Annotated in this window: 22 protein-coding genes and 2 pseudogenes; 15 read left to right on the top strand and 9 right to left on the bottom strand. The window is 63.2% G+C overall.

Going from position 1 to position 25,234, the window contains the following annotated elements; genetic code table 11:
* Positions 1-13 precede the first annotated feature (13 nt).
* Both NPS29_RS01775 and NPS29_RS01770 read left to right on the top strand, forming a co-directional pair.
* Complete coding sequence (locus NPS29_RS01775) at positions 14-1,132, top strand: agmatine deiminase family protein (RefSeq protein WP_274130341.1); 1,119 nt, start codon at positions 14-16, stop codon at positions 1,130-1,132.
* A 695-nt stretch (positions 1,133-1,827) separates the two neighbouring features.
* Positions 1,828-2,520 (top strand): tRNA (adenine(22)-N(1))-methyltransferase, encoded by a 693-nt coding sequence (locus NPS29_RS01770; RefSeq protein WP_274130339.1) that lies wholly within the window; start codon positions 1,828-1,830, stop codon positions 2,518-2,520.
* Here NPS29_RS01770 and NPS29_RS01765 read toward each other — a convergent pair.
* Positions 2,517-3,197 (bottom strand): GntR family transcriptional regulator, encoded by a 681-nt coding sequence (locus NPS29_RS01765; RefSeq protein WP_274130337.1) that lies wholly within the window; start codon positions 3,195-3,197, stop codon positions 2,517-2,519. The two genes, NPS29_RS01770 and NPS29_RS01765, sit on opposite strands and share 4 nt — an antisense overlap.
* A 67-nt stretch (positions 3,198-3,264) precedes the next feature.
* Positions 3,265-3,999 (bottom strand): SDR family NAD(P)-dependent oxidoreductase, encoded by a 735-nt coding sequence (locus tag NPS29_RS01760; RefSeq protein ID WP_274130335.1) that lies wholly within the window; start codon positions 3,997-3,999, stop codon positions 3,265-3,267.
* 227 nt (positions 4,000-4,226) lie between these two features.
* Here NPS29_RS01760 and NPS29_RS01755 point away from each other — a divergent pair, with 227 nt between their 5' ends.
* Genes NPS29_RS01755 through NPS29_RS01745 form a run of 3 tightly spaced genes read left to right on the top strand, consistent with a single transcriptional unit; the run spans position 4,227 to position 7,712 of the window.
* A complete protein-coding gene (locus NPS29_RS01755; protein WP_274130333.1) occupies positions 4,227-5,267 on the top strand; it encodes an ABC transporter substrate-binding protein in 1,041 nt (346 codons plus the stop codon).
* Between the two features lie 58 nt (positions 5,268-5,325).
* Positions 5,326-6,393: a phosphotransferase gene (locus tag NPS29_RS01750; RefSeq protein WP_274130331.1), complete on the top strand. Its 1,068-nt coding sequence runs from the start codon at positions 5,326-5,328 to the stop codon at positions 6,391-6,393.
* On the top strand, positions 6,390-7,712 hold the full coding sequence (locus tag NPS29_RS01745; protein ID WP_274130329.1) for an aspartate aminotransferase family protein: 1,323 nt from the start codon (positions 6,390-6,392) through the stop codon (positions 7,710-7,712). The genes NPS29_RS01750 and NPS29_RS01745 overlap by 4 nt, the downstream gene beginning before the upstream one ends.
* Positions 7,713-7,733: 21 nt before the next feature.
* On the opposite strand, the pseudogene NPS29_RS01740 reads toward NPS29_RS01745, so the two are convergent.
* A pseudogene (locus NPS29_RS01740) lies at positions 7,734-8,687 on the bottom strand (LysR substrate-binding domain-containing protein).
* 124 nt (positions 8,688-8,811) lie between these two features.
* On the opposite strand from NPS29_RS01740, the gene NPS29_RS01735 reads away from it, so the two are divergent.
* Positions 8,812-9,534: an AzlC family ABC transporter permease gene (locus NPS29_RS01735; protein WP_274130327.1), complete on the top strand. Its 723-nt coding sequence runs from the start codon at positions 8,812-8,814 to the stop codon at positions 9,532-9,534.
* A complete protein-coding gene (locus tag NPS29_RS01730; RefSeq protein ID WP_274130325.1) occupies positions 9,531-9,857 on the top strand; it encodes an AzlD domain-containing protein in 327 nt (108 codons plus the stop codon). Before NPS29_RS01735 ends, NPS29_RS01730 begins: the two co-directional genes overlap by 4 nt.
* Here the strand turns inward: NPS29_RS01730 and NPS29_RS01725 are convergent.
* Positions 9,838-10,773, bottom strand: coding sequence for a LysR family transcriptional regulator (locus NPS29_RS01725; RefSeq protein WP_274130324.1), 936 nt, complete (start codon positions 10,771-10,773; stop codon positions 9,838-9,840). The genes NPS29_RS01730 and NPS29_RS01725 overlap by 20 nt on opposite strands.
* 136 nt (positions 10,774-10,909) lie before the next feature.
* Here NPS29_RS01725 and NPS29_RS01720 point away from each other — a divergent pair, with 136 nt between their 5' ends.
* Both NPS29_RS01720 and NPS29_RS01715 read left to right on the top strand, forming a co-directional pair.
* Positions 10,910-11,173: a DUF2798 domain-containing protein gene (locus NPS29_RS01720; protein WP_274130323.1), complete on the top strand. Its 264-nt coding sequence runs from the start codon at positions 10,910-10,912 to the stop codon at positions 11,171-11,173.
* A 78-nt stretch (positions 11,174-11,251) separates the two neighbouring features.
* Positions 11,252-11,869 carry a trimeric intracellular cation channel family protein gene (locus NPS29_RS01715; protein WP_274130322.1) on the top strand — a complete coding sequence of 206 codons (618 nt, stop codon included), beginning with the start codon at positions 11,252-11,254 and terminating at the stop codon, positions 11,867-11,869.
* 16 nt (positions 11,870-11,885) lie between these two features.
* Here NPS29_RS01715 and NPS29_RS01710 read toward each other — a convergent pair whose 3' ends face one another.
* Complete coding sequence (locus NPS29_RS01710; protein WP_274130321.1) at positions 11,886-12,800, bottom strand: LysR family transcriptional regulator; 915 nt, start codon at positions 12,798-12,800, stop codon at positions 11,886-11,888.
* A 112-nt stretch (positions 12,801-12,912) separates the two neighbouring features.
* On the opposite strand from NPS29_RS01710, the gene NPS29_RS01705 reads away from it, so the two are divergent.
* The 6 genes from NPS29_RS01705 (at position 12,913) to NPS29_RS01680 (ending at position 18,397) form a co-directional block, all read left to right on the top strand.
* A complete protein-coding gene (locus NPS29_RS01705) occupies positions 12,913-14,103 on the top strand; it encodes a CaiB/BaiF CoA transferase family protein (protein ID WP_274130320.1) in 1,191 nt (396 codons plus the stop codon).
* Between the two features lie 24 nt (positions 14,104-14,127).
* Entirely contained in the window at positions 14,128-15,093 is a 966-nt protein-coding gene (locus tag NPS29_RS01700; protein WP_274130319.1) for a hydroxymethylglutaryl-CoA lyase, read from the top strand.
* Positions 15,090-15,482, top strand: a complete 393-nt coding sequence (locus tag NPS29_RS01695) for a VOC family protein (RefSeq protein ID WP_274130318.1) — start codon at positions 15,090-15,092, stop codon at positions 15,480-15,482. Before NPS29_RS01700 ends, NPS29_RS01695 begins: the two co-directional genes overlap by 4 nt.
* Before the next feature lie 10 nt (positions 15,483-15,492).
* Positions 15,493-16,434: a D-2-hydroxyacid dehydrogenase gene (locus NPS29_RS01690; protein WP_274130317.1), complete on the top strand. Its 942-nt coding sequence runs from the start codon at positions 15,493-15,495 to the stop codon at positions 16,432-16,434.
* A 41-nt stretch (positions 16,435-16,475) separates the two neighbouring features.
* The gene (dctA, locus tag NPS29_RS01685; RefSeq protein ID WP_274130316.1) at positions 16,476-17,780 is read left to right on the top strand and encodes a C4-dicarboxylate transporter DctA; all 1,305 of its coding nucleotides are present in this window, start codon (positions 16,476-16,478) and stop codon (positions 17,778-17,780) included.
* Between the two features lie 152 nt (positions 17,781-17,932).
* Positions 17,933-18,397: a GNAT family N-acetyltransferase gene (locus NPS29_RS01680; protein ID WP_274130315.1), complete on the top strand. Its 465-nt coding sequence runs from the start codon at positions 17,933-17,935 to the stop codon at positions 18,395-18,397.
* 4 nt (positions 18,398-18,401) lie between these two features.
* On the opposite strand, the gene NPS29_RS01675 is transcribed toward NPS29_RS01680, so the two are convergent.
* From NPS29_RS01675 to NPS29_RS01660, 4 genes and pseudogenes are all read right to left on the bottom strand, one after another.
* Entirely contained in the window at positions 18,402-18,893 is a 492-nt protein-coding gene (locus NPS29_RS01675) for a GNAT family N-acetyltransferase (RefSeq protein WP_274130314.1), read from the bottom strand.
* 493 nt (positions 18,894-19,386) lie between these two features.
* Positions 19,387-21,162 (bottom strand): annotated as a pseudogene (locus NPS29_RS01670) (ATP-binding protein); the annotation flags it as partial.
* Between the two features lie 299 nt (positions 21,163-21,461).
* Positions 21,462-23,492: a response regulator gene (locus NPS29_RS01665; protein ID WP_274130312.1), complete on the bottom strand. Its 2,031-nt coding sequence runs from the start codon at positions 23,490-23,492 to the stop codon at positions 21,462-21,464.
* Positions 23,489-24,973: an ATPase domain-containing protein gene (locus tag NPS29_RS01660; protein WP_274130311.1), complete on the bottom strand. Its 1,485-nt coding sequence runs from the start codon at positions 24,971-24,973 to the stop codon at positions 23,489-23,491. The genes NPS29_RS01665 and NPS29_RS01660 overlap by 4 nt, the downstream gene beginning before the upstream one ends.
* Positions 24,974-25,234: the final 261 nt, after the last annotated feature.

Raw genomic sequence — 25,234 nt, 5'->3', positions numbered from 1 at the left:
CAGGAAGCTATTCATGCCGACCCGTCGAGAGTTCATCAAACAGGTATCCGTCGCTGCCAGCGTGGGGGCCGCCGTCATGGGCCTGGGCCTGTCACCGGCCAGGCTCCTGGCCGCGGGGCAGGGCCGCTGGTTCATGCCCGACGAAGGCGAAAAGCACGAACGGGCATTCATCGCTTTTGGTGCGCAGGATGCGATCTGGGAGGACTTCACTGAAGATGTACAGGCGGCGCTGGGACGTATTGCCCGTGCCATCGCCCGTTTCGAACCGGTCACGGTGTTCTGCCGCGAAAGCGAGCGCAGCCTGGCAGAAGAGCACTGCGGCAGCGCCAACGTCACCTACGTGACCGCCGCACTGGATGACATCTGGATGCGGGATATCAGCGCCAACTTCGTAGTGGACGACAACGGCGCGCTGGGCGCGGTGGATTTCAACTTCAACGGCTGGGGCGACAAACAGCAGCACGGCAAGGATGCGAAGATCGCTCGGCGGGTCGCCAGTGAGGCCCAGGCCAGCTATCAGCGCAGCGAGCTGGTGGGCGAGGGTGGCGGTATCGAGGTCGATGGCCACGGCACTGGGATCATGACTGAAAGCAGTTGGATCAACAGCAACCGCAACCCTGACTGGAGCAAGGCCGACGTCGAAAAGGAGTTGAAGCAGCGGCTGGGGCTGCGCAAGATCATCTGGCTGCCGGGCATCAAGGGCAAGGACATCACGGATGCTCATGTGGACTTTTATGCGCGCTTCATCAGTCCCGGGGTGGTGCTTGCCAACCTGGACACAGACCCCGAGTCCTATGATCACAAGGTCACCCTGGCGCACCTTGAGATTCTCAAGGCCGCCACCGACGCCGACGGACGTCCGCTGCAGGTGCACACCGTGTCGCCGCCGCTCAATCCGCGCAAAAGCAAGTTCAACAAGGGCAATGGGGATTTTGCGGCGGGGTACATCAATTACTTCGTCATCAACGGCGCAGTGATCGCTCCCGAATTTGGCGACAAGGCGGCGGACAAGAAAGCCTATGACCTGCTGACCCGGCTCTACCCGAACCGCGAAGTGGTGCAACTCAACATCGACGCCATTGCCGCCGGTGGCGGCGGGATACATTGCGTGACCAGTCATCAACCGGGCTAGCCCCTGCCCGTAGCCGTTCGGCTTGCCGGCGTCGGCGCCCTGAAGATCGCTCCCGCGGGCAAGCCCGGCTGCTACGGGGTGTGGGGTGTGTTGGAGATTTGTGTCGCGCATCCGTCCGTAGCAGCACGGCTTGCCGGCGGGGGCGTTTTCAGAATCGCCATCGCCGGCAAGCCGGACTGCTACGTGAGGATCGGGTGTGCGTGTGATTTGTGATTCGCATCCGGTCCGTAGCAGCACGGCTTGCCGGCGGGGGCGTCCGCAAGATCGCTCCCGCGGGCAAGCCCGGCTGCTACGGGGTGTGGGGTGTGTTGGAGATTTGTGTCGCCCATCCGTCCGTAGCAGCACGGCTTGCCGGCGGGGGCGTTTTCAGAACCGCTCCCGCGGGCAAGCCCGGCTGCTACGGGGTGTGGGGTGTGTTGGAGATTTGTGCCTCACATCCGTCCGTAGCAGTCCGGCTTGCCGGCGTCGGCGCCCTGAAGATCGCTCCCGCGGGCAAGCCCGGCTGCTACGGGGTGTGGGGTGTGTTGGAGATTTGTGTCGCGCATCCGTCCGTAGCAGCACGGCTTGCCGGCGGGGGCGTCCGCAAGGTCGACGCCGTGGGGAGGTGTGTCCGGCTTGCTGTCCAGGGATGTGCCCGGCACAATCGCGGCCCGATCCGGTGGTGGGTGCCGGTGGTGTGGGTTGAGGAACGGCGGTTGAACGAACAGACATTGTCCATGCGCCTTGAGCGTGTCGCGGCCTATGTGCCGGCGGGCGCGCGGTTGGCGGATATCGGCTCGGACCATGGCTATCTGCCGGTGGCGCTGGTCAAGCGTGGCGTGATATCGACGGCGGTGGCGGGTGAGGTGGCGTTGACGCCCTATCACGCCGCGCAGCGCACTGTGCGTGACAACGGCCTGGAACAGCAGATCACCGTGCGTCTGGCCAGCGGTCTGGCGGCCATCGAATCACAGGATGCAATCACCGCGATCACCCTGTGCGGCATGGGCGGCGAGACCATTCGCGACATCCTCGAACAGGATCATGCACGCCTCAATGGCCGGGAACTGCTAATCCTGCAACCCAACGGCGGCGAGCAGCCGCTGCGCCTCTGGTTGATGGCCCAGGGTTATCGCATCGTGGCCGAGCAGGTGCTGCACGAGAATCGCTTCTTCTACGAGATCATCGTCGCCGAACCCTCGGGGCCCGTAACCTACAGCGACCGCGAACTCTACTTCGGCCCACTGCAGATGCAACTGCGCAGCGCCGATTTCCTGCTCAAGTGGCAGCGCATGTTGCGCCTCAAGCAGCGCACCCTCGCTCAATTCGCCCGCGCCCAGGCCGTTCCCGAACAGAAAGTCCAGGAACTGACCCGCCAGATTCAGTGGATCACTGAACTCCTGGCCTAGGTATTGGCTTCACCCGCTTGCAGGTATTCCACCATCTTCTGGTTGCCGTCCAGTATGTCGCAACAGATCGCCGCACGTGCCGCCGGTCCGTCCCGGCGCTTGAGCGCGTCGAGCACTTCCCAGTGATGATCGATGGCCATGCGTTCGTTGAAGCTTGCGTAGGCCTGGGCGATCAAGGGGCCGGTGCGCATCCACAGGCTGTCCAGCATGCCCGCCAGTACCGGCATGCGGGCGATGCGGGTCAGGGCGTAGTGAAATTCCTGGTTGCTCTTGAGAGCCGCCGGCAGATCCTGGGCGTTGATCGCCGCGATATTTGTGTCGATGCAGGCTTGCAGATCGATCAGCTCGGCATCGCTGACGAGGCTGGCGGCAGTTTCTGCGGCCAGGCCCTCCAGCGCCAGGCGGATGCTGCGAATCTCGGCATATTGCGCCACGGTGAGCATGGGCACGCGAATGTCCCGCGGCGTTTTCAGGATCAGCGCTTGTTCCTTGGCCAGTTGCAGGATCGCATCGCGTACCGGGGTCACGCTGGTGCCCAGTTGCTCGGCCAGATCGCGAATGCGCAGGCGGTCGTTGGGCTGAAAGCGCCCGGTGATCAGCGATTCACGCAGCAGCTCGTAGATCCCGCTGCCAAGGTAGGCGTGTTTGAGGGTCTGGATGGGGTAGGGGTGGCTCATGTATTGCTCGTTCACGGCAGATGCCCGGCCTGAATGATGGGAGTTTCCGGCCGGGATTTCCAGCGCCTTACACGTGCTGGCCGCCATTGACGTGGATTTCCGCGCCATTGATGTACCCCGCGCCGTTGGTGCAGAGGAAATGCACCAGCGAGGCGACTTCCTCCGGCCTGCCCAGGCGATGCATGGGGATGTCACGCTCGACGATCAGCTCGGTGCCCGCCGACAGAATCGAGGTTTCGATTTCACCCGGCGCAATGGCGTTGACCCGCACGCCATGGGGGCCGAAATCGTGGGCCATTTCCCGGGTCAGCGCCGCGAGCCCGGCTTTGGAGCAGGCGTAGGCGACCCCGGCAAACGGGTGCACTCGCGAGCCTGCAATCGACGTCACGTTGATGACCGAGCCCTGGGCCGCCTTGAGTTCATCGAACAGGCCCTGGGCGAGCAGCGCGGTGGAGAACAGGTTCACGTTGAATACCCGAAGCCAGGTCGCGTAGTCGGACTCCAGCACGCCCAGCCGTGAACCGTTCTCGCCCTTGGGCGAAATACCTGCGTTGTTGACCAGCGCATCCAGCCGGCCACCGAGCTTTTCGCGGATCAGCGGAAGGCTGCGGCGCACCTCGTCGATGTCTTCCAGATCCAGATGAATATGGTTTAGCAGCCCCTCGGCCCACGGACAACCTCCGGTCCAGTCCTGCCGGGAAGCGGTGAAGACCCGCCAGCCCGCCGCGTTGAAATGTTTCACCGTCGCATGCCCGATACCGCGGCTTGCGCCTGTCAGAAGCAGTGTTCGTTGCCCGGTCATAGTCGCGCCTCCTGGAAGTGGATTGCAGGGCTCAGCCTACACCACAAAAAATTATGATGCATCATATTCCAAATATGGTACTAATGAGCCGCGCCCAGGCTCATCCCTGACGCCAGCCACCGGACGCTCGACGCCCGGCGCTGACCGCTACACCGCTGCCAAAAACAAAAAACGACCTGCCATCCTTAAAGCTGCCGCTAACGCACGTAGCGAATGTGGAGAGACGCATGAACAAAAAGTTTGCAGCTGTACTGACACTCACCGCGCTTACCGCGCTCACAGGCAGCGCGAGCGCCGCCGAAAAACTCACCGTGGTTTCCTTTGGCGGCAACAACCGCCAGGCGCAGGAGAAGACGTTCTACGCGCCGTTCACCGCGCAAAAGGGTGTCGCGATCACCGCCGATGACTACAACGGCGAGATGGCCAAGATCCGGGTCATGGCCGACACCGGCAAGACCAGTTGGGACGTCGTCGAAGTCGAAACCCCGGAACTGCTGCGCGGTTGCAGCGAAGGCCTGTTCGAGCCGCTGGACTGGTCGCGCATCGGCAAGAAAGAGGATTTTCTCCCCGCCGCCGTCAGTGATTGCGGGATCGGCATTTTCATCTGGTCTACCGTACTGACGTACGACCCCAGAAAGTTCAAGAATGCACCCCAGAGCTGGGCCGATTTCTGGGATGTGAAGAAATATCCGGGCAAGCGCGGCCTGCGCCGTGGCGCCAAGTTCAGCCTTGAGTTCGCGCTGCTGGCCGATGGTGTCGCCAAGGAAGACCTGTACAAGGTGCTCGGCACCGAGGAAGGCGTTCAGCGGGCGTTTCGCAAGCTGGACCAGATCAAGCCCGACATCCAGTGGTGGGAGTCCGGCGCCCAGCCGTTGCAGTGGCTGGCAGCAGGTGACGTGGTCATGACCTCGGCGTACAACGGCCGTGTGACTTCGGCGCAGAATGACGGCCAGTCGTTCGCGATGCAGTGGAACGGCAGCCTGTATGACCTGGACCATTGGGCCATCGTTAAAGGCTCGCCGAACAAGGCGCTGGCCGAGACGTTCATTGCGTTCGCCAGCGAGCCTGTGCAGCAGAAAAATTTCGTGGAGACGATTCCCTACGGGCCAAGCAACAAGAACGCGGTGCCGCTGGTCGATGCTGCGGTGGGCAAGAAGCTGCCGACCTCACCTGAAAACCTGCAGAACGCCCGGGCCACCGACGCGGAGTTCTGGATCGATCACGGCGAAGACCTGGAAGAGCGCTTCACTGCCTGGGCCAACAAATGATGCAGCGGGCCTGTGTGGTTGCAGGCAGGCCCGTATTACCTGAGCGAGGAGCCAGAAGATGTCGCTCGATACTGTATTGACGCAAGCCTGTCTGTTGCAGGCTGCCCCGGCGAAAGTGACCGAGGCGCAGGTCCTTGAGGTGCTCAGACAATGCTATGGCCTGAGCGCGAGCCTGGAAAGAATGGGCGGCGAGCGCGACCTGAATTTCCGGGTCATGCTCGCCGATGGTTCGTCGCGCCTGCTGAAGATGTCCCACCCTCTGGAAAGCCCCGAAGTGGTGGACTTCCACAACCAGGCCATGCGCCTGATCGAGCAGCGCGACCCCGATCTGCCGGTGCAACGCGTCTACCCTTCGCTCAACGGCGAGTTCGTGGAGAAGGTCGAGATCGACGGTCAGCCCATGCTGGTCAGGCTGCTGTCGTTTGTCGATGGCCTGCCGCTGCATCGCGTAGGCCACACCTCGCCGCTGTTTCGCCAGAACCTGGGCCACGCGCTGGCCCGTTTCGACATCGCTCTGGAAGGCTTCAACCACCCGGCCGCCGGGCACGTGCTGCTGTGGGACATGCAGCACGCCGAACGCATGCAGCCGCTGTTGCCCCATATCGAGCAGGGCGCGTTGCGTGACCAGGTTCGCCGCAGGCTCGAGGGCTTCGAAGAGCAGGCGCGGCCCAGGCTTTCCGGTTTGAGAAAACAGGTGATTCACAACGACATGAATCCGCACAACATCATCGTCGATCCGGATCAGCCAGACGTACTGCGCAATATCCTGGACTTCGGCGACATGGTTCACGCGCCGCGGGTCAACGACCTGGCGGTCGCGGCGTCCTATCAGCTGGGGCGAGCGGGGGATGTGCTGGAGCCGGCACTGGACATGATCGGCGCCTATCATCGGGTCAATCCGCTGGGCATCGACGAGCTGGAACTGCTGCCGGTGCTGATCTCGACGCGCCTAGCGCTGTCGCTGTGCATCAACTTCTGGCGGGCGGACCTGCACCCGGATAACCGCGAGTACATCCTGCGCAATTCGTACCGTGCCCGGGACAGCCTGATGGGGCTGGCCGAGGTGTCCGACGCCCAGATCCACGACAGAATAGTTGCCGCATGCCGGCAGAAGGTGAGCCCATGAGCATGATCAACGGATTTACCGCAGGCGATGCCGAGCGTCTTTCGGAGCACGAAAGGCAGCTCATCGAACGCCGGAGCCAGGTGCTGGGCACGGCGTACCGGCTGTTCTACGAGCATCCGCTGCACACGGTGCGCGGCGAGGGCGTGTGGCTGTATGACGATCAGGGGCGGCGCTATCTGGACGCCTATAACAATGTGGCGTCCCTGGGCCACTGCCATCCCCGAGTGGTGGAAGCCATTGCCCGCCAGGCCGCCCAGCTCAATACCCACACCCGTTATCTGCAGGAAGGCATTATCGACTACGCCGAGCAGTTGCTGGGCACCTTTCCCGAGCACTTGCAGCGGGTGATGTTCACCTGCACCGGCAGCGAGGCCAACGACCTGGCCCTGCGCATCGCCCGGCAGTTCACGGGCGGCACCGGGGTCATCATCACCCGGTTCGCCTATCACGGGGTGACCGGGGATATCGCTGAACTCTCGCCTTCACTGGGGCCTGCCATGGTGTTGCCGCCCCACGTGCGAACGGTGCGTGCGCCGGATGCGTATCGCCTGGGAGCCGAGAATGTCGCGCAGGTGTTTGCCGCCGATGTGCAGGCGGCCATCGAGGACATGCGCGCCCAGGGCATTCGTCCGGCGGCGATCCTGCTCGACGGCATCTTTGCCAGTGACGGTGTGCTGGCCGAACCTGCGGGATTTCTCGCCCAGGGCATCGCGCTGGCCCAGGCCGAGGGGCTGCTGTACATCGCCGATGAGGTCCAGTCCGGCTTTGCCCGTACGGGCCTGAACATGTGGGGCTTCCAGCGCCACGGCGTGCAGCCGGACATCGTGACCCTGGGCAAACCCATGGGCAACGGCCAGCCTATTGCCGGGCTGGTAGGGCGGGCGGAGGTGGTCGATCACTTCGGCAAGAACATGCGCTACTTCAACACCTTTGGCGGCAATCCGGTGTCCTGCGCCGCAGGCCAGGCGGTGCTGGACGTGATCCGCGACGAGCAGTTGCAGAGCCGCTCCCATGAGATGGGCCAGTACCTGCTGACAGGGCTGCGTCAGTTGGCCGAGCGTTATCCGATCATCGGCGACGTGCGCGGGGCCGGGCTGTTTCTCGGGGTGGAACTGGTCACCGATCGAGCCAGCAAGCAGCCGGCAGCGGCGCAGACGCGCAAGGTGGTCAACGCCATGCGCGAGCAGGGTGTGCTGATCAGCGCCGCCGGCCCTCTGGAAAACATTCTCAAGATCCGGCCGTTACTGGCCTTCGAGCGCGAACATGCCGATCTGTTGATCGAGACGGTGGGCAATGCACTGGAAGGAGTCGAGCCCTGATCGCTCGGTGCGCCGGGCGACTCAGGCGAACTGCGCGATCAGCCAGTCCTTGAGCCGCCCCACGGCAGGATCCTGAGCCTGCTGTTCGTTGATCACCAGATACTGGAGTGATTCGCGCAGGATCATCTGGTCTTCGACTGGCCGCACCAGCCGGCCTTGCTGCAGGTGATGGCGGATCAGGTGATCCCAGCCCAGCACCAGCCCTTGCCCGTCCAGGGCCATCTGAATCAGCAGGTTGTAGTCGTTGCTGCTGAAATACGGCTGGCTGCGGGCGGCGGGGATGTGCAGGTCCGGGGACTGGAAGGCGAACCACACGTCCCAGTCCACCTGCTCGGACAACTGCGAACGCCCATAAGGGTTGAGGTCCAGCAGCCTGCTCTGGCGCATGCCTTCGGGCGTGCACAACTGCGGGTTGGCGGCCAGGAACGCGGGCGTACACACCGGAAATACAGTCTCGTGAAACAGCGGGATATGCAGGTAGCCCGGACGCGCGTCGGTGCGCTTGGTGATAAAGATATCGGGGTGAATGCCCGGTTCCATGTTGAGGAAATGCGCGGTGGTGATGACGTTCAGATCGACGTCCGGATTGGCCTCGATGAAATCCCGAAGCCTGGGCGACAGCCACAGCGCCGACAGCGCAGGCGATCAGCACATGGTGATGCGACGGCTGTCGTGCTGTTCCCGGCGGATGCGTTCGGTGGCCTGAAAGATGTTGAGCAACGACAACTGCGCGGCGTCGAACAGCGCGACGCCCTGTTCGGTCAGTTCCAATTCGCGCCCGGTGCGGATGAACAGTTCGGTGCCCAGGTACAGCTCAAGGTCGCGGATCTGACGGCTGATCGCCGCCTGGGTGACGCACAGGGTCTGCGCGGCCCGGGAGAAATTGCGGTGCTTGGCGGCTGCCACGAACGAGCGCATCGCTTTGAACGAGGGCATCTTCATCAAAGCGTGGTCGGGTAAAAGGCCGTTGGCCATAACAAAAAATGCCTGATTGTGCGAAGAAAAAGTCGGTTCTGCCCATCCACCAGCGGCGCTTACACTCTATCGCACAACGCGCTTGCGGGCGCCTGAGTTGGCAATAATAACAATGAGGACCCACATGGCTTTCGGATCTGCAACAGCTGCGTTCATGGCCGGGGTGCGCGCGCTGCTGCCCCTGACACCGGGCGTTGTGCCGTTCGGGCTGGTGACGGGGGTCATGGCCATCGACATGGGCATGTCGCCGGCCACCGCCATGAGCATGACCCTGATCTTCTATTCGGGCTCCGCGCAGATGGTTGCCCTGCAACTGCTCCATCAGGGCGTGGTACCGGTGGCGATCGTAGTGACGGCGCTGATCATCAATCTGCGTTTCATCATGTACAGCGCGTCAATGGCTCCGCACCTGCACGGGCTGCCGCGCCGCTGGACCTGGCCACTGTCCAATCTGCTGTCGGACCAGTCCTTCGCGCTGTGCAGCTTCAAGCTGTCCTCAGGGGAGCTGGGGCGTTTCGCCCATCATTTCTATGCAGGCACCGCCCTTGCCATGTGGCTGGTGTGGAACCTGTCAGTGCTGGCGGGCATCCTGATGGGGGCGAAGGTACCGCAGGCCTGGTCACTGGGGTTCACCATACCGCTGTCGTTCCTGGCGCTGCTAGTGCCTGCGATCCGCAACGTACCGAGTCTTGCGGCTGCGGTGGTCGGTGGGTTGCTGGCCGTGCTGGCAGCCCGCTTGCCTTATAACCTGGGGCTGGTGACGGCAGCCATCGGCGGGGTCGCGGCGGGGCTGCTGACCGAGAACCTGCGCAACCGCGCGCCGCAAGTCGAGGGGCAAACGCCATGAACGATCTGTCGATGTGGGGCATGTTTCTGGGCGCGGGGATCGGCACCTTCCTGCTGCGCCTGTCTTTTGTCGAAATCCACGGCCGCTGGCGCATTCCGGCGTTGCTCAACCGCGCATTGCCTTACGTGCCGGCCAGCGTGCTGTCAGCGCTGGTGTTGCCCGCAGTCGTCTACCCCGCAGGGCCGGGCGAATGGGTGGCGAGCAACCCGCAACTGCCCGCAGCCTGCGTCGCGGCGCTGGTGGCCTGGACCACGAAAAGCACGGTGCTGACGCTGGCGCTGGGGATGGCGGCGCTGTGGGCGTTCAAGTTTCTGATGGGCTGACGGGCCAGTCGGTTTGCATGGCATGCTCGACGAACTCGATAAACGCCCGCACCCTGGCGTTCAATGCTGATCGCTCGCTGACGCAGGCGTAAACCTGCATGGGTTCGGATTCGGCCCAGGTGGCGCTGCGGCTGGCTGGTTCGAATAGCGGCACCAGCCGCCCGCTGTCGATCAGGGGCTGGGCAATGAAGCTGGCCAGCCGTGCGATCCCGCCGCCGTTCAAGGCGATCTGGGCGATGGTGTCGATGTCGTCACAGACAAATCCGGGGTTGACCCTGGCCTCGAAGCGCTGGCCATCGCGCCTGAAATGCCAGGGCAGAAAGCGCCCGTCAGTGGGGTAGCGAAACACCAGGCAGGCGTGGTGTTGCAGGTCTTCCGGCGTTGTCGGCACCCCCGCGCCTTCGAGATAGTCTGGCGAGGCACAGAACACGAACGGGATCGAGGCGATGCGCCGGGCGATCAGTTGCTCGTTGAGTTGCGCGTCGATGCGCAGGCTGACGTCAACGCCCTCCAGCCTGTGATCGACACGCCGGTCAGTGCAGATCAGTTCCATGTCGATGCGCGGATAGGCCGCCTTGAATGCCGGCAGCAGCGGTGCGAGCACGTATCGCCCGAAAGCCGAGGTCGTGGCGATGCACAACGGTCCCTGTGGCGCCGTAGCGACCGCAGCGGCCTGGGACGCAAGCTCGATGTCATGGGGGATGTGCCGCACCTTCTCGAAGTAACGCGCACCGCTTTCGGTGAGTGCCATGCTGCGGGTGGTGCGCGAAAGCAGGCGCACACCCAGGTGGGTTTCCAGCCGCGTAATGCTCTGGCTGACCGCCGCCGGGCTCATGCCCTGGGCGCGGGCCGCTGCGGCGATGCTGCCGTTTTCGATCACCCGGATAAAGGTGTTGATCAGACCCAGAATGTCCATTGAATCCCTTCTGTCTGCTGCTTGTATTCGTAGAATTTACTTAATGATCAATCAAGCATTAGGCGTCTACCGAGGCGTCCAGTGAGTTGTTAGCTTAGCCGCTCACTCAACCCCAGTGACTGACAGAGAGCACTCAATGGAAAACACCACAGCCACCAAAACCTCGCGCATTCGCTTCCCCAAGCACATGACCCCCTATGTGTTCGCCCTCTACATGGCGACCATCATGGCGTTTCTCATGTGCCTGGTCATTACCCTTGCCGAATCCGGTATGGGCGAACATTACATGGAAAGCGTGATGAATGCCTATCGGGTCGCCATGCCGTCAGCGTTCGTTTGCGTGCTCATCGTGCGCCCGGTGGTTGCCCGGCTGGTGGCCTGGACTGTTCACCCTCATTGATCCGTCGACCTTGCCGATTCGCGGATAACCCCCCATGCTCAGCGCGCATCGCCACACAACGTCAGGCAGGGCGGCTCGATGGGTTTTGAAGTCTTTCGCTATATCGATCTGATGGGCACCTTCGTCTTTGCCTTGAGCGGCGCGATGGCGGCGATCCATCGACGGCTGGATATCTTCGGCGTGTTCGTCGTGGCATTCGTCACCGCGTGCGGCGGCGGGGTGATTCGCGACCTGTGCATCGGCGTGTTTCCACCGGCGGGGCTGGTGAACATCGAATACCTGAGCCTGGTGATCGTCGCGGTGGCGTTGGCGGCGTTCTTCCAGAACCAGCTGCTCAAGCTGGCGCAGCCCACGCTGTTTTTCGACGCGGTGGGCCTGGGCTTCTTTGCCGCATTCGGCGTGCACAAGACCTTCGCCCACATTCCCCATGTCGAGTTGTCCATCGTGCTCGGGGTCATCTCGGCAGTGGGTGGCGGGGTGATCCGCGACATCCTGCTGGGCCGGGTACCCGCCATCCTGACCAAGGAAATCTACGCCCTTGCAGCGTTTGCCGGGGCGTTCGTCCAGTTGCTGGGCGATACCCAGGTGATCGACGATCGCTTCAGCCCCTGGCTTGCGATTGCCCTGTGCACGGGGGTGCGCATGCTGTCGCTCAGGTATGGGTGGAATTTGCCTGCGTTGAAGAAGGAGCCTTGAGGCTCGCTCGTAGCGGTCAACCGAGCGCGGGCGGCTCCAGATCACTCAGGTAGCTGAACAGGTTGGCCGCTTCCGGCGACAATCTGGCCGCGTCGGCCACACCCACGAACAATGTCCTGGCGGCCCACTCGTCTTCCAGCGTGATAGCGCGAAGTTTGGCGTCCAACAGGCCGGGCTGCACGGAGCCCAGCGGCAGGATACCGATCCCTAATCCGGCATCGATCATCCGGCAGATGCCATCGAAACTGGAGACCTGGATGCGCACCTTCAACAGTTTGCCGGTGCGGGTGGCGGCGTCGCTGATGCGCCTGAGCAGCGAGCTGCCCTGATTCAGCGCGACGTAGTCGTAGTCCAGGGTGTCCACCAGATGCACGCGCTCGCGCCGGGCCAAGGGGTGGGCTTGCGGCACCAGCACCACCAGACGGTCTCTTCGATAAGGCCGCACTTCGAGCCTGGGGGCCGGGATGTTGTCAGCGAAAATGCCGATGTCCGCGCGGCCGTCTTCCACGGCCTCTATGGTCATTTCGCTGAGGGCTTCTTCCAGGCCAATACGGACATGAGGGTTCGTCGACAGGAAACGGGTCAGGTCCTGGGGCAGGAACTGAATCACCGCCGAGGTGTTGGCGAACAACCTCACGTGCCCCCGCACTCCGCTGGCGTAATCACTGGCGTCGTGGGCCATGCGCTGGGCGCCGTCGAGCAGTTGGCGGGCGTGTTCGGCCAGGCCCTTGCCCGCGGGCGTCAACTGCAACCCCCTTGGCAGGCGCACGAAGAGCGTGCACTGGGTTAGCCTTTCCAGTTCCGCCAGGCGCTTGCTCGCCGCCGACACCGTCATGTGGGCCGCGTCGGCGGCCTTGGTGAGGTTCTGGTGATCGGCAGTCAGTACCAACAGTCGCAGTGACACGAAGTCCAGCGGCAGGAGATTGAGCATGGAGCTGTTTCCTTTTCCATTTTGGAAAGGGTAGTGGAAAACTTTGAAATTCTCACTCGAAGGTTTTGCGTGGATGATCGGCTCATCGAATCCAACAAGAACGGAAAACGTCATGAGCCTACCCCTGGAAGGCATCAAGGTGGTCGAGATGGGCCAACTGATTGCCGGCCCTTTCGCCGCCAAGATCCTCGCCGAATTTGGCGCGCAAGTGATCAAGATCGAGCCTCCTGCCAGCGGTGATCCGCTGCGCAAATGGCGCTTGCTGCATAACGGCACCTCCGTCTGGTGGGCCGCCCAGTCACGTAACAAGCAATCGGTGACCCTCGACCTGCGCCAGGCCGAAGCCCACGACGTGGTCAGGAAACTGGTTGCGGACGCAGACATCCTGATCGAAAACTTCCGCCCCGGAACCCTTGAAAAGTGGGGCCTGGGCTGGGACGCGCTCGCAGCCATCAATCCCGGCCTGATCATGCTGCGCGTCTCCGGCTATGGCCAGACCGGCCCCTATCGCGACCTGCCCGGCTTCGGCGTCATCGGGGAGGCCATGGGCGGGCTGAGGCATCTGTCGGGCGAGCCCGGTCGTACGCCGGTACGCGTCGGCGTCTCGATGGGTGATTCGCTTTCGGCTTTGCACGGTGTCATCGGCGTGCTCCTGGCGTTGCGGCATCGGGAGTGCAACGGCGGAGCGGGGCAACAGGTCGACGTCGCACTGTACGAGTCGGTGTTCAACATGATGGAAAGCCTGATTCCGGAGTATTCGGTGTTCGGCACCGTGCGCGAACCTGCCGGAAGCAGCCTGCCGGGTATCGCGCCGACCAACGCCTATCGTTGCGTGGACGGCAAATACGCCCTCATCGCTGGCAACGGCGACAGCATCTACCGACGCCTCATGGAAAAGATCGGGCGCATGGACCTGGCCGACGATCCTGAGCTGATGCACAACGATGGTCGTGTGCGGCACGTGGCGCGGATCGATGCCGCGATTTCGACCTGGACTGCCGAGCGTTCTCTGGATGAGGTACTGGCCGGGCTAAAAGACGCCAACATTCCCTCGGGCAAGATCTACGATGCCGCCGACATCGCCGCTGATCCTCATTACCAGGCCCGCGACATGCTGCTTTGCAGCGAACTGGACGACGGTACACCGGTGATCCTGCCGGGCATCGTGCCCAAGCTCGACGCTACACCTGGAAGCGTGCGGTCCCGTGCACCCACGCTGGGCCAGCACACCGAACAGGTCTTGCAAGGGCTGGGCATCGACGCCCGCACCCGTGAAGCCTGGCGCGCCCGTGGCGTGATCTGACGACAACAAGAAGGAGTGAGCGTAATGAAACGCCTGTTCATGCAGGAAGTCGCGACCCGTGACGGCTTCCAGAACGAAAAGACTTTTATCGAAACCGAGCACAAGATTGCCCTGATCGACTCGCTCAGCGAGTGTGGCTACGCCAAGATCGAAGTCACCTCGTTTACCTCGCCCAAAGCCATCCCCGCGCTGCGCGATGCCGAGGCGGTGATGGCCGGTATCCGGCGCAAGCCCGGAGTGGAGTACACGGTGCTGGTGCCCAACGTGCGCGGCGCGGAGCGAGCGCTTGGCTGCGGTATCGACGAAGCCAACCTGGTGATGTCGGTCAGCGAGCCGCACAACCGTTCGAACCTGCGCATGACCCGCGAGCAGTCCTTTGAGCAGTTGAGAGAGGTGATTGCTGTTGTCGGGAAGAGTCCGGTGGCGGTGAACGTATCGCTGTCGACGGTGTTCGGTTGCCCGATGCAGGGCGACGTGCCTGCCCGGGATGTGCTGGGCTGGGTCGAGCGTTTTGCGGTGCTGGGCGTGCGTGGCATCACGCTGTGTGACACCACGGGCATGGCCTACCCCTCGCAGGTCGAGTCACTGTCGCGGCAGGTCCGTGAGCGTTTTCCCGAGTTGCAGCTCACGCTGCACTTTCACAACACGCGGGGCATGGCCCTGGCCAACACTCTCGCCGCGTTGCAGGCCGGAATCGACCGCTTCGACGCCTCCCTGGGCGGGCTGGGTGGTTGCCCCTACGCACCTGGCGCCAGTGGCAACGTCTGCATGGAAGATCTGGTCCATATGCTGGACCTGATGGGGTACGACACCGGCATGGATCTGGATCGGGTGCTGGCCGCATCGGCCAGGTTGCCCGGGCTGATCGGCCACCCGACGCCGAGTCAGATCCTCAAGGCCGGCCGCCGCCTGGACCTGCACCCGATCCCCGAGCATGTTCATTCACTGAGCAGGCAAGTCGCCAACGCCGAACTGGAGCGTGCGCCATGATCCACCACCTCGACCATCTGGTCCTGACCACCACCGATATTGCTGCCTGCAAGGACTTCTACGTGCGGGTAATGGGGATGCGCCTCGAGACCTTCGGCGCCGGGCGGACCGCCTTTCGTTTCGGTGATCAGAAGATCAACGTACATGAGCGCGGACGTGAGTTCGAACCCAAGGCGCACTTGCCGGTACCGGGCGCACTGGACCTGTGTTTCATCGCAAGTGTCGGGCTCGATGAAGTGATCGCCCACCTTCAGGCCCAGGCCTGGCCGATCATCGAAGGCCCCGTGCAGCGCACCGGCGCCACCGGGCCGATCCGTTCGGTCTACGTGCGCGATCCGGACCTTAACCTCATCGAGATCTCCGAGCCGCTCGCGCCGAACGCACAATAAAGGATACGCCATGAACATCGTATTTCTCGACGGCGCGAGCCTGCCGTCTGCCTTGCCGCGCCCGGCGCAAGCCTCGGTCTGGAACCTGCGTGAAAAAACATCGCCCGACCAGGTGCTCGACGCCTTGCGGGATGCTGATGCAGCTATTACCAACAAGGTGCGTCTGGATCGTGCGACGCTGGAACAGCTACCGGGCCTGAAACTGATTTGCGTCGCGGCGACCGGCTACGACTGCGTCGACATCGCGGCCTGTCGCGATCAGGGCATCACGGTCTGCAACGTTCCGGCGTACAGCGCTGTCAGTGTCGCCGAATCGGTCATCGCATCGCTGTTCGCCCTGCGTCGCCATTTGCTCGCTTACCGCAGTTTCTCCGCCACCCAGTGGCCTGAGTCTTCGCATTTCTGCGTACACGGCGCGCCTATCGAAGACCTCCAGGGATCGACCCTTGGCATCGTCGGACGCGGCGATATCGGCAGCCGCGTGGCGCGTCTGGCGAAAGCGCTTGAAATCAATGTGCTGTTCGCCGAGCACCAGGGTGCCCAGCGGATAAGGGAAGGGTATACGGCCTTCGAGGAGGTGCTGGCCAGGTCCGATGCACTGACCTTGCATTGCCCGCTGACACCCCAGACCCGCTATCTGATTGGCGCTGGGCAAATTGCCCGGATGAAGCCAGGCGCTGTCCTTATCAATACTGCACGGGGCGCGCTCGTCGATGAAAACGCAGTCCTCGCGGGGCTGGAGAGCGGCCAGTTGGCTGGCGCGGCACTGGATGTGCTGCACGTGGAGCCGCCCCGTGCCGACCACCCGCTGCTGCATCACACCCATCCCAATCTGTTGGTGACGCCGCATGTGGCCTGGGCCAGCCAGAGCAGCGTGGCCCGGCTCAAAACCGTCCTGGCCAGCAACATCGCGGCCTTCGCGGCCGGCAAGCCCGTCAATGTGGTGAGCTGAGCCGCCGCGACCTCAAAAATCCAACCCCATCAGGTAGAGCCATGACAAAAACAATCAGCTCTTCAATCGACACCCTTGCCGCTGCCCCCGCAACGGCACGGCGCAAGCCGATCTATCACCACCTGTACGTGCAGGTACTGTTCGCAATCATCCTCGGCGTGATCCTGGGGCATTACAGCCCGGCGCTGGGCGAGCAGATGAAGCCTTTGGGGGACACCTTCATCAAGCTCATCAAGATGCTGATCGCGCCGATCATCTTCTGCACCGTCGTCAGCGGCATCGCCGGCATGCAGAGTCTGAAACGAATTGGCCGGATCGGTTTCAAGTCGTTGCTGTACTTCGAAGTCCTGACCACCGTCGCGCTGGTCATCGGGCTGATCGGTGTCAACCTGTTCAAGCCCGGAGTGGGCATGCACATCGACCCGGCCACCCTCGACAGCACGGCCATCGCCGGTTACGCCAAGGCCGCTCATGACCAGAGCGTGGTGGGCTTTATCACCCATATCGTGCCGAGCACGGTGTTCGGCGCCTTTGCCGATGGCGAGATCCTGCAGGTCCTGTTTATCTCGGTCCTGTTCGCGTTCGGTCTGCAATTGCTGGGGGAGGCGGGGCGGCCACTGCTGGACACCATTGACCTTGTGGCCAAGGCGTTCTTCCGCATGCTGAAGATCGTCATGTACCTGGCGCCGCTGGGGGCGTTCGGCGGCATGGCGTTCACCATCGGCAAATACGGCGTGCAGTCGCTGGGCGCCTACGTGAACCTGCTGGTGTGCTACTACGTCACGGGGCTTGTGTTCGTGTTCGTGGTGCTCAATGTCGTGGCGCGGATTGCAGGTTTCAGCCTCTGGAAGTTCCTTAAATACATCCGCGAGGAACTGGTGCTTGTGCTCGGGACTTCATCATCCGAATCGGCCTTGCCGCGGTTGATGGGCAAGCTTGAAAAACTCGGCTGCGAGAAGTCCACGGTGGGCCTGGTGGTACCGTCCGGCTATTGCTTCAACCTGGATGGCAGCTGCATCAACATGACGGTGCTGGCGATCTTCATCGCCCAGGCGCTGGATATCGACGTGTCGCTCTATCACCAGGTGACGCTGTTGCTGATCCTGCTGCTGACCTCCAAGGGCGCTGCCAGCGTTACCGGCGGTGCGTTCATCACCCTGGCGGCGACTCTGGCTTCGGTGGATGTGATTCCTGCGGCCGGGCTGGTGCTGGTATTGGGCGTCTACCGTTTCATTTCCGAAGGCGGAGCGCTCATCAACGTGATTGGCAACGGTGTGGCGACGCTGGTCGTGGCCCGTTGGGATGGCGCTCTGGATCGCGAGCAACTCAAGCGCGAGCTGGGCTAGTTTCAACCCAGGGGCTGCCCGTTCTCGGCCACCACGCCTGGCCGCTTAGGGTCAGCCCCTGCGTTGTTTTTCTCCGGTACCGGCATTGGCAAGCGTGCATCTTCTGGCCCATGCTTGGCGTTCACAATCGTCATTGGCCCGGGAGAGAACGCTTGCATAACGACCCCGTCATTCGCCGCGCTGGCCCCGAAGATGTCGACAGCATCACGGCTCTGGTCCACGACGCCTACGCCCCGTACATTCCCCGCATCGGCCGCAAGCCGGCGCCCATGCTCGATGACTACCGGCAGGTGGTGGCGCAGCCCGGCACCTTCGTGCTGACCGATGCCGGGCAGGTGGTCGGGGTGCTGGTGATGCTTGTCGAGGACGATGGGCTGCTGCTGGAAAACATCGCCGTCGCGCCCGGTTTCAAGGGCAAAGGCGGCGGCAAGCGGCTGATGGCGTTCTGTGAGGAGTATGCGTTGGACAACGGCTGCCACGCGGTGCGGCTGTATACCCATGAGCGGATGGTGGAGAACGTCGAGATCTACACCAGGCTTGGCTATCGCGAGACACACCGGGCGACCGAGAACGGCTTCGCCCGGGTGTTCATGTGCAAGGTGTTGAGCGTCGAGTGATGGATCAGAGCTCCATCACCATTTCATGCCACGCCATGCCGCCATGGTCGGAGTCCGACGGCCTGACGTAGCGGTAGCCCATGCGTGTGTACAGCTCGACATGCCGATCCTTGCACATCAGGTGGATGGTGCGTTTGCCCAGGCCGCGCATGTGTTGCACGAAGTGGCGCATCATCAGCGAGGCATAGCCTTTGCCCTGATGGGCGGGGTCCAGCACCACCGACATGATCACCACATTCGGCGCGTCCCTGTCGTGGCCGATCAGCTCCTTGAACGCCTCATCGGACATGACCACCTCATAGGCGCAGCCGCCGTTGATGAAGCCGATCACTTCGCCGTCCAGCTCCAGAATCTGGAAACCTTGCGGGTACTGGTCGATGCGGATAGCGATCTTTTCCCGGGTTGCGGCTTCGTCGCCTTCGTAGGCCGAGGTCTCGATCTGATAGCAGCGGGAGACGTCCGCCGGGGTGGCGTCGCGAAAAAGGGGCGTGTTCATGGTGACCTCGGGCAGGATTCGAGGCGCCATGATAGAAAAAACCCGAGGCGCTGGCCAATGCCCTCAACCCTTCATTCAATTTCCCCGTAGCAGTCCGGCTCGCCGGCGTTGGCGATCAGAAGGCCGCCCCCGCCGGCAAGCCGTGCTGCTACGGGGCCGCGGTCAGGCGCGCATCCGTGGAACGGCGAAGACCACCGTAGCAGCCGGGCTTGCCCGCGGGAGCGATCTCGAGGCCGTGAATAGATCTGGAGTACGTCAAAAGCCGTTGTAGCGGTCCGGCTTGCCGGCGTTGGCGATCTCAAAGGCCCCGACGCCGGCAAGCCGTGCTGCTACGGGGCCGGGGGTGATCGCAAATTCCGGGTGTACCGAAACCCTGTGGGAGCGGGCTCGCCCGCGAATGCGTCAGGCCTGACGTCACGAGGGGGCCTGACCCCTTTCGCGGGCGAGCCCGCTCCCACAGATCCAGACCAGACGGGGGCTGAGGTCAGGCGAGCGGCAGCCACAGGGTGATCTGTGTGCCTTCGCCGGGGCGGGAGGCGATATCGAGCCCGCCACCCGATTGCACCGCCAGGCCCTGAACCATCGACAACCCGAGCCCGGTGCCTTTGCCCGCGCCCTTGGTGGAATAGAAGGGTTCCAGGCAGCTCTGCAGGATGTCTTGCGTCATCCCGCAGCCAGTGTCAGCCACGGTCAGGCTGACATAATGGCCAGCGGGCATCGAGCCATGGGGCGCGGACAGGGACTTCTCGGCGGCGGTTATCGACAACCGGCCGCCTTCGGGCATGGCATCACGGGCATTGACGGCGAGGTTGAGCACGGCCAGTTCCAGTTGCTGCGGGTCCACGAACACCTCGGGCAGGCTGGAAGGGATCGCGATGTCGAGGTCGATCCCCGCATCCAGCGAGCGTTCGACGAGGTCCTGGAGCTCGCCTATCAGGTGCCCCAGGCTCACGCGCTCGGGCTTGAGGGTCTGGCGGCGGGCGAAGGTCAGCAGTTTGCCCACCAGCGCCCTTGCGCGTTCGGCGGCCTGCATGGCGCTGCTGGCCAGTCTCTGGGTGCCGGTGTCGTCAGTCCTGCGGCCGATGAGTTCCAGCGAAGCCAGGATCGGTGTCAGCAGGTTGTTGAAGTCATGGGCGATGCCGCCGCCGATCTGCCCGACCATCTCCATCTTGCGCGACTCGTGCAACTGCGCCAGGACCCTTTCCCGTTCGCCGACGATGCTGACCACGCGCTCTTCGAGTTCTTCATTGAGCCGCCGCAGATCGCGCTCGCCCTTGGCGTGGTTGATCCACAGCCAGGCAAGCTCGGCGACTTCCCGGGTCAGGCGCAGGTGGTGGCCGCCAAAGGTTTCCAGGGCGGCGGGCCTGATGCTCATGACGGCCGTCAGCTTGCCATGGTGAATCACCGGAATGTCCACGCGGGCAGGCGGTTCGTGTTCCAGAAAGGCGAAGATATCAGGGTCCGGCATGCCACTGCGGGCGCCGCTTTCATGGTGGAAAATCACGTAGCCTGCGCGCAACTGGCTCAGGGTCAGGCTGTCCCATTTCAGGATCTCGCCATCACGGAACAGCCGCCCGCGCTCGTAGGACTGGCGGCGCTCGAAGGTTTCGCCGTCGTCCTCGCTGATTGCAAAGCGAATGGTCTCAGGGTCGAATTCGTTGCCCAGTTGACGCAGCACATGGGCCTGGATGACATCCGGATCATTGAACGAAGGCAGTGCCTTGCCCAGCTCCACCAGAAAGGCCTGACGCCGCTCGAACTGCACCCGCTGGGTGGTTTCGGTGACGATGCACAGCACGCCGCCTACCGAGCCGTCCTGTTCGCGCACGGCCGAGTAGGACACGTCGAAATACACCGTTTCACCACGGTCACTGCGCTTGATGTAGAAGGGGCGGTCCTTGGCGGAGAAGGTCTGGCCGGTCTCGCGCACGCCGCGCAGCAAGGGTTCGAGGTCATCCCAGAGTTCCGCCCAGTACTCCACGGCCGGCCGCCCGAGGGCACCGGGGTGTTTGTCGCCGATGGTGGGGGCGTAGGCGTCGTTGTACAACGCAACGTAGTGCGGGCCCCAGAAGATAACGATTTGCGCCTGAACGGGAAGGGTGGTCGCCATCAGCGTCTTCAGGCTGTGGGACCATTGCGTCGGCGGGCCGAGAGGCGAACGCTGATGCAGGGCGGATTTCAGCAGGCTGCTGACCTCGCCGGTGCCGGGCAAGAACCACGCCGCATCAGCAGCAATGCCGATGGCGTCTTCAGGTCGGAGTCGTTCCATGTAGGGTGGCACTTTTCGAGGGTGAACGGGCACGTGCTCTTAGAACCACGGCGATGGCTGACCGTTCCATCGCGCTTGGGCGATGGGAGAATACTGCATCCTGCCGTTCGACAGAACAACTCAAACCCGTAGCAGCACGGCTTGCTGGCGGGGACGATCTTGAGGAAGCCCCCGCGGGCAAGCCCGGCTGCTACGGGGCGGTGTAGGCTGGTGAGGTGGTGTGAACGCCACAGAATCCGTAGCAGCACGGCTTGCCGGCGGGGACGTTTTCGAGGACGACCCCGAGGGCAAGGCCGGGCTCAGCCCTCGATCATTTCGCGGACCTTGGCCGTCAACTGGTCGAAGGCGAAGGGCTTGGTGATCATCTGCATGCCGGTCTCGAGGAAGCCCGCCCTGACGCCTGCGTTTTCCGCGTAGCCGGTGATGAACAGCACCTTGAGTTCAGGCCGCATCTGGCGGCCGATATCGGCCAGTTGCCGGCCGTTCATGCCTGGCAGGCCGACGTCGCTGATCATCAGATCGATACGCTGGCCAGACTCCAGGATGGGCACCGCACCCACCGCGTCTGCCGCTTCCAGATACGCATAGCCCAACTCGCCGAGGACCTGGCTGACCAGCGCCCGCACCGCCGGATCGTCCTCGACAATCAGAATCGTCTCGCCCTCCAGCGCCCCGGCCGGTGGGTGATCCAGCGCCACGTCCGCCTCATCCTTATTGCCATGGAAGCGGGGCAGGAACAGTTGCACGGTGGTGCCATGGCCCACCTGGCTGTCGATGGACACATGACCGTGGGACTGCTTGCTGAAGCCATAGATCATCGACAGGCCCAGCCCGGTGCCCTGGCCAATCGGTTTGGTGGTGAAGAATGGATCGAAGGCGCGGTTGATCACGTTTTCCGGCATGCCGCTGCCGGTGTCCGTGACGCTCAGCACCACGTAATCCCCGGGCAGCAGATTCTCGTGGGCGTTGGTGAAGTGCCGGTCCAGGTTGCGGTTGAAGGTTTCGATCATCAGCATGCCGCCGTTGGGCATGGCGTCCCGGGCATTGAGCACCAGGTTGAGCAGGGCGCTTTCGAGCTGGTTGGGGTCGGCCTCGGCGGTCCACAGTTGCGGGTCCAGGCACATGTCCAGGCTGATGCTTTCATTGACGCTGCGGTGCAGCAGTTCACCCATGGAGCGCACCAGCTCGTTCATCTCCACCGGCTTTGAGTCCAGCGACTGACGCCGGGAGAACGCCAGCAGCCGATGGGTGAGGGCGGCGGCGCGATTGGCCGAGGTCACGCCCAGGTCGATCAGGCCGTCCAGGTCGTCGGTGCGGCCACGGGCGATCCGCCGCCGCAGCAGTTCAAGGCTGCCGATGATGCCGGTGAGCATGTTGTTGAAGTCGTGGGCGATGCCGCCGGTGAGCTGGCCGACCGCTTCCATTTTCTGCGACTGGCGCAGCACTTCCTCGTTGTGGCGCAACTGCGAGGTGCGCTCCTCGACCTGTTGCTCGAGGGTTTCGTTGAGGCGCCGCAACTGGGTTTCAGCCCGTTTGCGCTCGGTGATGTCCGAGGTCACGCCCACCAGCAGGCTGACCCTGCCATTGCGTCCGCGAATGGCCCGGGCGCGGGCGTCAACCCAGTGCAGCGAGCCATCGGCCCAGACGTTGCGAAACTCGATGATGAAATCTTCGCCGCTGTCCAGCGTGTGCTGCAGCGTGGACTGCATGCGCGGCTGATCCTCCGGGTACACCGACTCCAGCCAGTCGTGGTAGCTGAACGATGCGTGCTCATCGCGTCCGAAGTGCACTTTGCTGATCGCCGAGCAATCGAGCTGCAAGTGCTCGGCTTCCAGTTGCCATGAACCCAGCCGTCCGGCCTTGAGCGCGTGTTGCAGGCGCTGCTCGCTTTCGAGCAGATCCTCCATGCGGCTGCGGGCTTCGTACTGTCGGCGCCGGCCGCGCACGGCTGTGGTGACTAGGCTGACCAGGGTCGCCGGGTGAAACGGCCGCTCGAGAAAGGTCACATTGCCCAGCATCTTGCCAAGCCGCGCAGAAGGGTTGTGTTCCGGCCCACCGTGGCGGGTCAGCAGCACGATGGGCAGGTCGGACCAGGCAGGCTGGTTCGCCAGGAGCGTCAGCCATGGATTGAGATCGACACCGCGCAGCGCCTCGTCGGCGACGATGGCAAGGCCGGCACCGGATGCCATCTCCCGACACAGGCCCGCCAGATCGTGGGTGACCAGTGCCGGGAAGCCTGCTTCCTGCAGGATCATCAAGGCAATCTGGCTGTCGCGGCCGTGGGGCGCGAGAATGATTGCCCGTTCTGATAGTTGTCCCGGTGTGCTCACACTTCCTCATCCTGCAGTAGCGGATTGTTTTCGCCAAGGTACTGCGGCACCCCGCGCAAGACGCCCTGGAAGGCTTCCAGCGGCATGCCGATTCTAAGGCCGTTGCGGCTGATGCGGTATTCCCGGATGGTCGATTCGTGGCTGCCGGTGCGCTTCTTGATGATCGAGATGGCTCGACGCACCTTGCCCAGCGCCTCGAAGTAGCGCAACAGGATCACGGTATCGGCCAGGTAAGTGATGTCCACCGGCGATTGCATGTCACCGACCAGGCCGTGTTGCGCCACGGTGATGAACGTCGATGCACCCTGGCGATTAAGGTACAGCAGCAGCTCATGGATGTGCAGCACCAGCGCATTTTCTTCGGGCATGGCGGCGCGGTAGCCGTTGACGCTGTCGATGACCACAGTGCGAATCTGCAACTCATCGACACTGCGCCGTACACGGTGGGAGAACTCACCGGGTGACAGTTCGGCGGCGTCCACTTGTTCGATCAGCAGATTGCCGGTTTCCTGCAGCGCAGCCAGATCGATCCCGACCTTGCGCATGCGCTCGAACAGCAGGCCGATTTCTTCATCGAAGATGAACAGGCCAACCCGCTCGCCGCGCATCACGGCGGCAGCTGCAAACACCAGGCTGACCAGCGACTTGCCGGTACCGGCAGGGCCGAGGATCAGGGTGCTGGAGCCGCTGTCGACGCCACCACCGAGCAACGCGTCCAGTTCCTCGATGCCGCTGCTCAACTGGTTGCTCCGGTAGGCGGAGCGGTGCTCGGCAGCCACCAGGCGCGGGAACACATGTACGCCATCTTCCAGGATGTTGAAGTCGTGATAACCGCCGCGATAGCGCTGGCCGCGATACTTGACCACCCGCAGACGCCGACGCTCGGCACCGTAGTTGGGGGTCAGTTCCTCAAGGCGGATCACGCCGTGGGCCACGCTGTGCACGGTCTTGTCCAGCAGTTCGGTGGTCAGGTCATCGAGCAGGATGACGGTGGCGTCATACCGCGAGAAGTAGTGCTTGATCGCCAGGATCTGCCGACGATAGCGCAGCGAACTCTGGGCCAGCAGGCGGATTTCCGAGAGGCTGTCGATCACCACTCGCGACGGCTTGACCTGCTCGACGATGTCGAAGATCTGCCGGGTGGCCTCGCCCAGCTCAAGGTCCGAGGAGTACAGCAGGCTCTGCTGGTGCTCGGCATTGAGCAGGTCTTCGGGCGGGGTAAGCTCGAACACGCTGATCTGCTCGTCCAGTTCCCAGCCGTGGGAGCGGGCGCCGTCGCGCAGTTCGCGCTCGGTCTCCGACAGCGTGATGTACAGGCAACGCTCGCCCGCTGCAGCGCCTGCCAGCAGAAATTGCAGGGCAACGGTGGTCTTGCCGGTGCCGGGTTCGCCTTCCAGAAGGAAGACGTGGCTGCGTGAAAGACCGCCGGACAGAATGTCGTCCAGGCCCACGATGCCGGTTGCTGCTTTTGATGTAGTCAAGTATCGCCCTCATGCGACTTGAGAAAGAGTGGCGAGCCGTCCTGAGACTGCCGCCGGGGCAACGAACATGACAAGGATGTGCGATTGCTCGCTGCCATCATTCTGGACCGTACAGCCAGGCGGCGGTTCCATTCTTCGGGCCAGGGCAGACATGGACGGTCACTGATTCTGCTCGGCATTGGTCCGGCAAATGGCGCAACCGTGGCCTGCGACCGAAAAACGGGCTTGATATAGTCGCCCGTCTGGATTTCACACCCACCG

The sequence above is a fragment of the Pseudomonas putida genome, assembly GCF_028682175.1.
In the GTDB taxonomy this organism is placed as follows: Bacteria; Pseudomonadota; Gammaproteobacteria; order Pseudomonadales; family Pseudomonadaceae; genus Aquipseudomonas; species Aquipseudomonas putida_AD.
The sequence above is the reverse complement of the archived record's forward strand: the minus strand, read 5'-3'. Positions and strand labels throughout refer to the sequence as shown.

What these genes read in the sequence shown, in the direction of transcription:
- NPS29_RS01760 (WP_274130335.1), bottom strand. Translation starts at nt 3,999, where the DNA reads ATGACCGGGCAACGAACACTGCTTCTGACAGGCGCAAGCCGCGGTATC.
- NPS29_RS01690 (WP_274130317.1), top strand. Translation starts at nt 15,493, where the DNA reads ATGAACATCGTATTTCTCGACGGCGCGAGCCTGCCGTCTGCCTTGCCG.
- NPS29_RS01755 (WP_274130333.1), top strand. Translation starts at nt 4,227, where the DNA reads ATGAACAAAAAGTTTGCAGCTGTACTGACACTCACCGCGCTTACCGCG.
- NPS29_RS01725 (WP_274130324.1), bottom strand. Translation starts at nt 10,773, where the DNA reads ATGGACATTCTGGGTCTGATCAACACCTTTATCCGGGTGATCGAAAAC.
- NPS29_RS01710 (WP_274130321.1), bottom strand. Translation starts at nt 12,800, where the DNA reads ATGCTCAATCTCCTGCCGCTGGACTTCGTGTCACTGCGACTGTTGGTA.
- NPS29_RS01750 (WP_274130331.1), top strand. Translation starts at nt 5,326, where the DNA reads ATGTCGCTCGATACTGTATTGACGCAAGCCTGTCTGTTGCAGGCTGCC.
- NPS29_RS01715 (WP_274130322.1), top strand. Translation starts at nt 11,252, where the DNA reads ATGGGTTTTGAAGTCTTTCGCTATATCGATCTGATGGGCACCTTCGTC.
- NPS29_RS01765 (WP_274130337.1), bottom strand. Translation starts at nt 3,197, where the DNA reads ATGAGCCACCCCTACCCCATCCAGACCCTCAAACACGCCTACCTTGGC.
- NPS29_RS01735 (WP_274130327.1), top strand. Translation starts at nt 8,812, where the DNA reads ATGGCTTTCGGATCTGCAACAGCTGCGTTCATGGCCGGGGTGCGCGCG.
- NPS29_RS01695 (WP_274130318.1), top strand. Translation starts at nt 15,090, where the DNA reads ATGATCCACCACCTCGACCATCTGGTCCTGACCACCACCGATATTGCT.
- NPS29_RS01745 (WP_274130329.1), top strand. Translation starts at nt 6,390, where the DNA reads ATGAGCATGATCAACGGATTTACCGCAGGCGATGCCGAGCGTCTTTCG.
- dctA (WP_274130316.1), top strand. Translation starts at nt 16,476, where the DNA reads ATGACAAAAACAATCAGCTCTTCAATCGACACCCTTGCCGCTGCCCCC.
- NPS29_RS01675 (WP_274130314.1), bottom strand. Translation starts at nt 18,893, where the DNA reads ATGAACACGCCCCTTTTTCGCGACGCCACCCCGGCGGACGTCTCCCGC.
- NPS29_RS01730 (WP_274130325.1), top strand. Translation starts at nt 9,531, where the DNA reads ATGAACGATCTGTCGATGTGGGGCATGTTTCTGGGCGCGGGGATCGGC.
- NPS29_RS01775 (WP_274130341.1), top strand. Translation starts at nt 14, where the DNA reads ATGCCGACCCGTCGAGAGTTCATCAAACAGGTATCCGTCGCTGCCAGC.
- NPS29_RS01705 (WP_274130320.1), top strand. Translation starts at nt 12,913, where the DNA reads ATGAGCCTACCCCTGGAAGGCATCAAGGTGGTCGAGATGGGCCAACTG.
- NPS29_RS01700 (WP_274130319.1), top strand. Translation starts at nt 14,128, where the DNA reads ATGAAACGCCTGTTCATGCAGGAAGTCGCGACCCGTGACGGCTTCCAG.
- NPS29_RS01720 (WP_274130323.1), top strand. Translation starts at nt 10,910, where the DNA reads ATGGAAAACACCACAGCCACCAAAACCTCGCGCATTCGCTTCCCCAAG.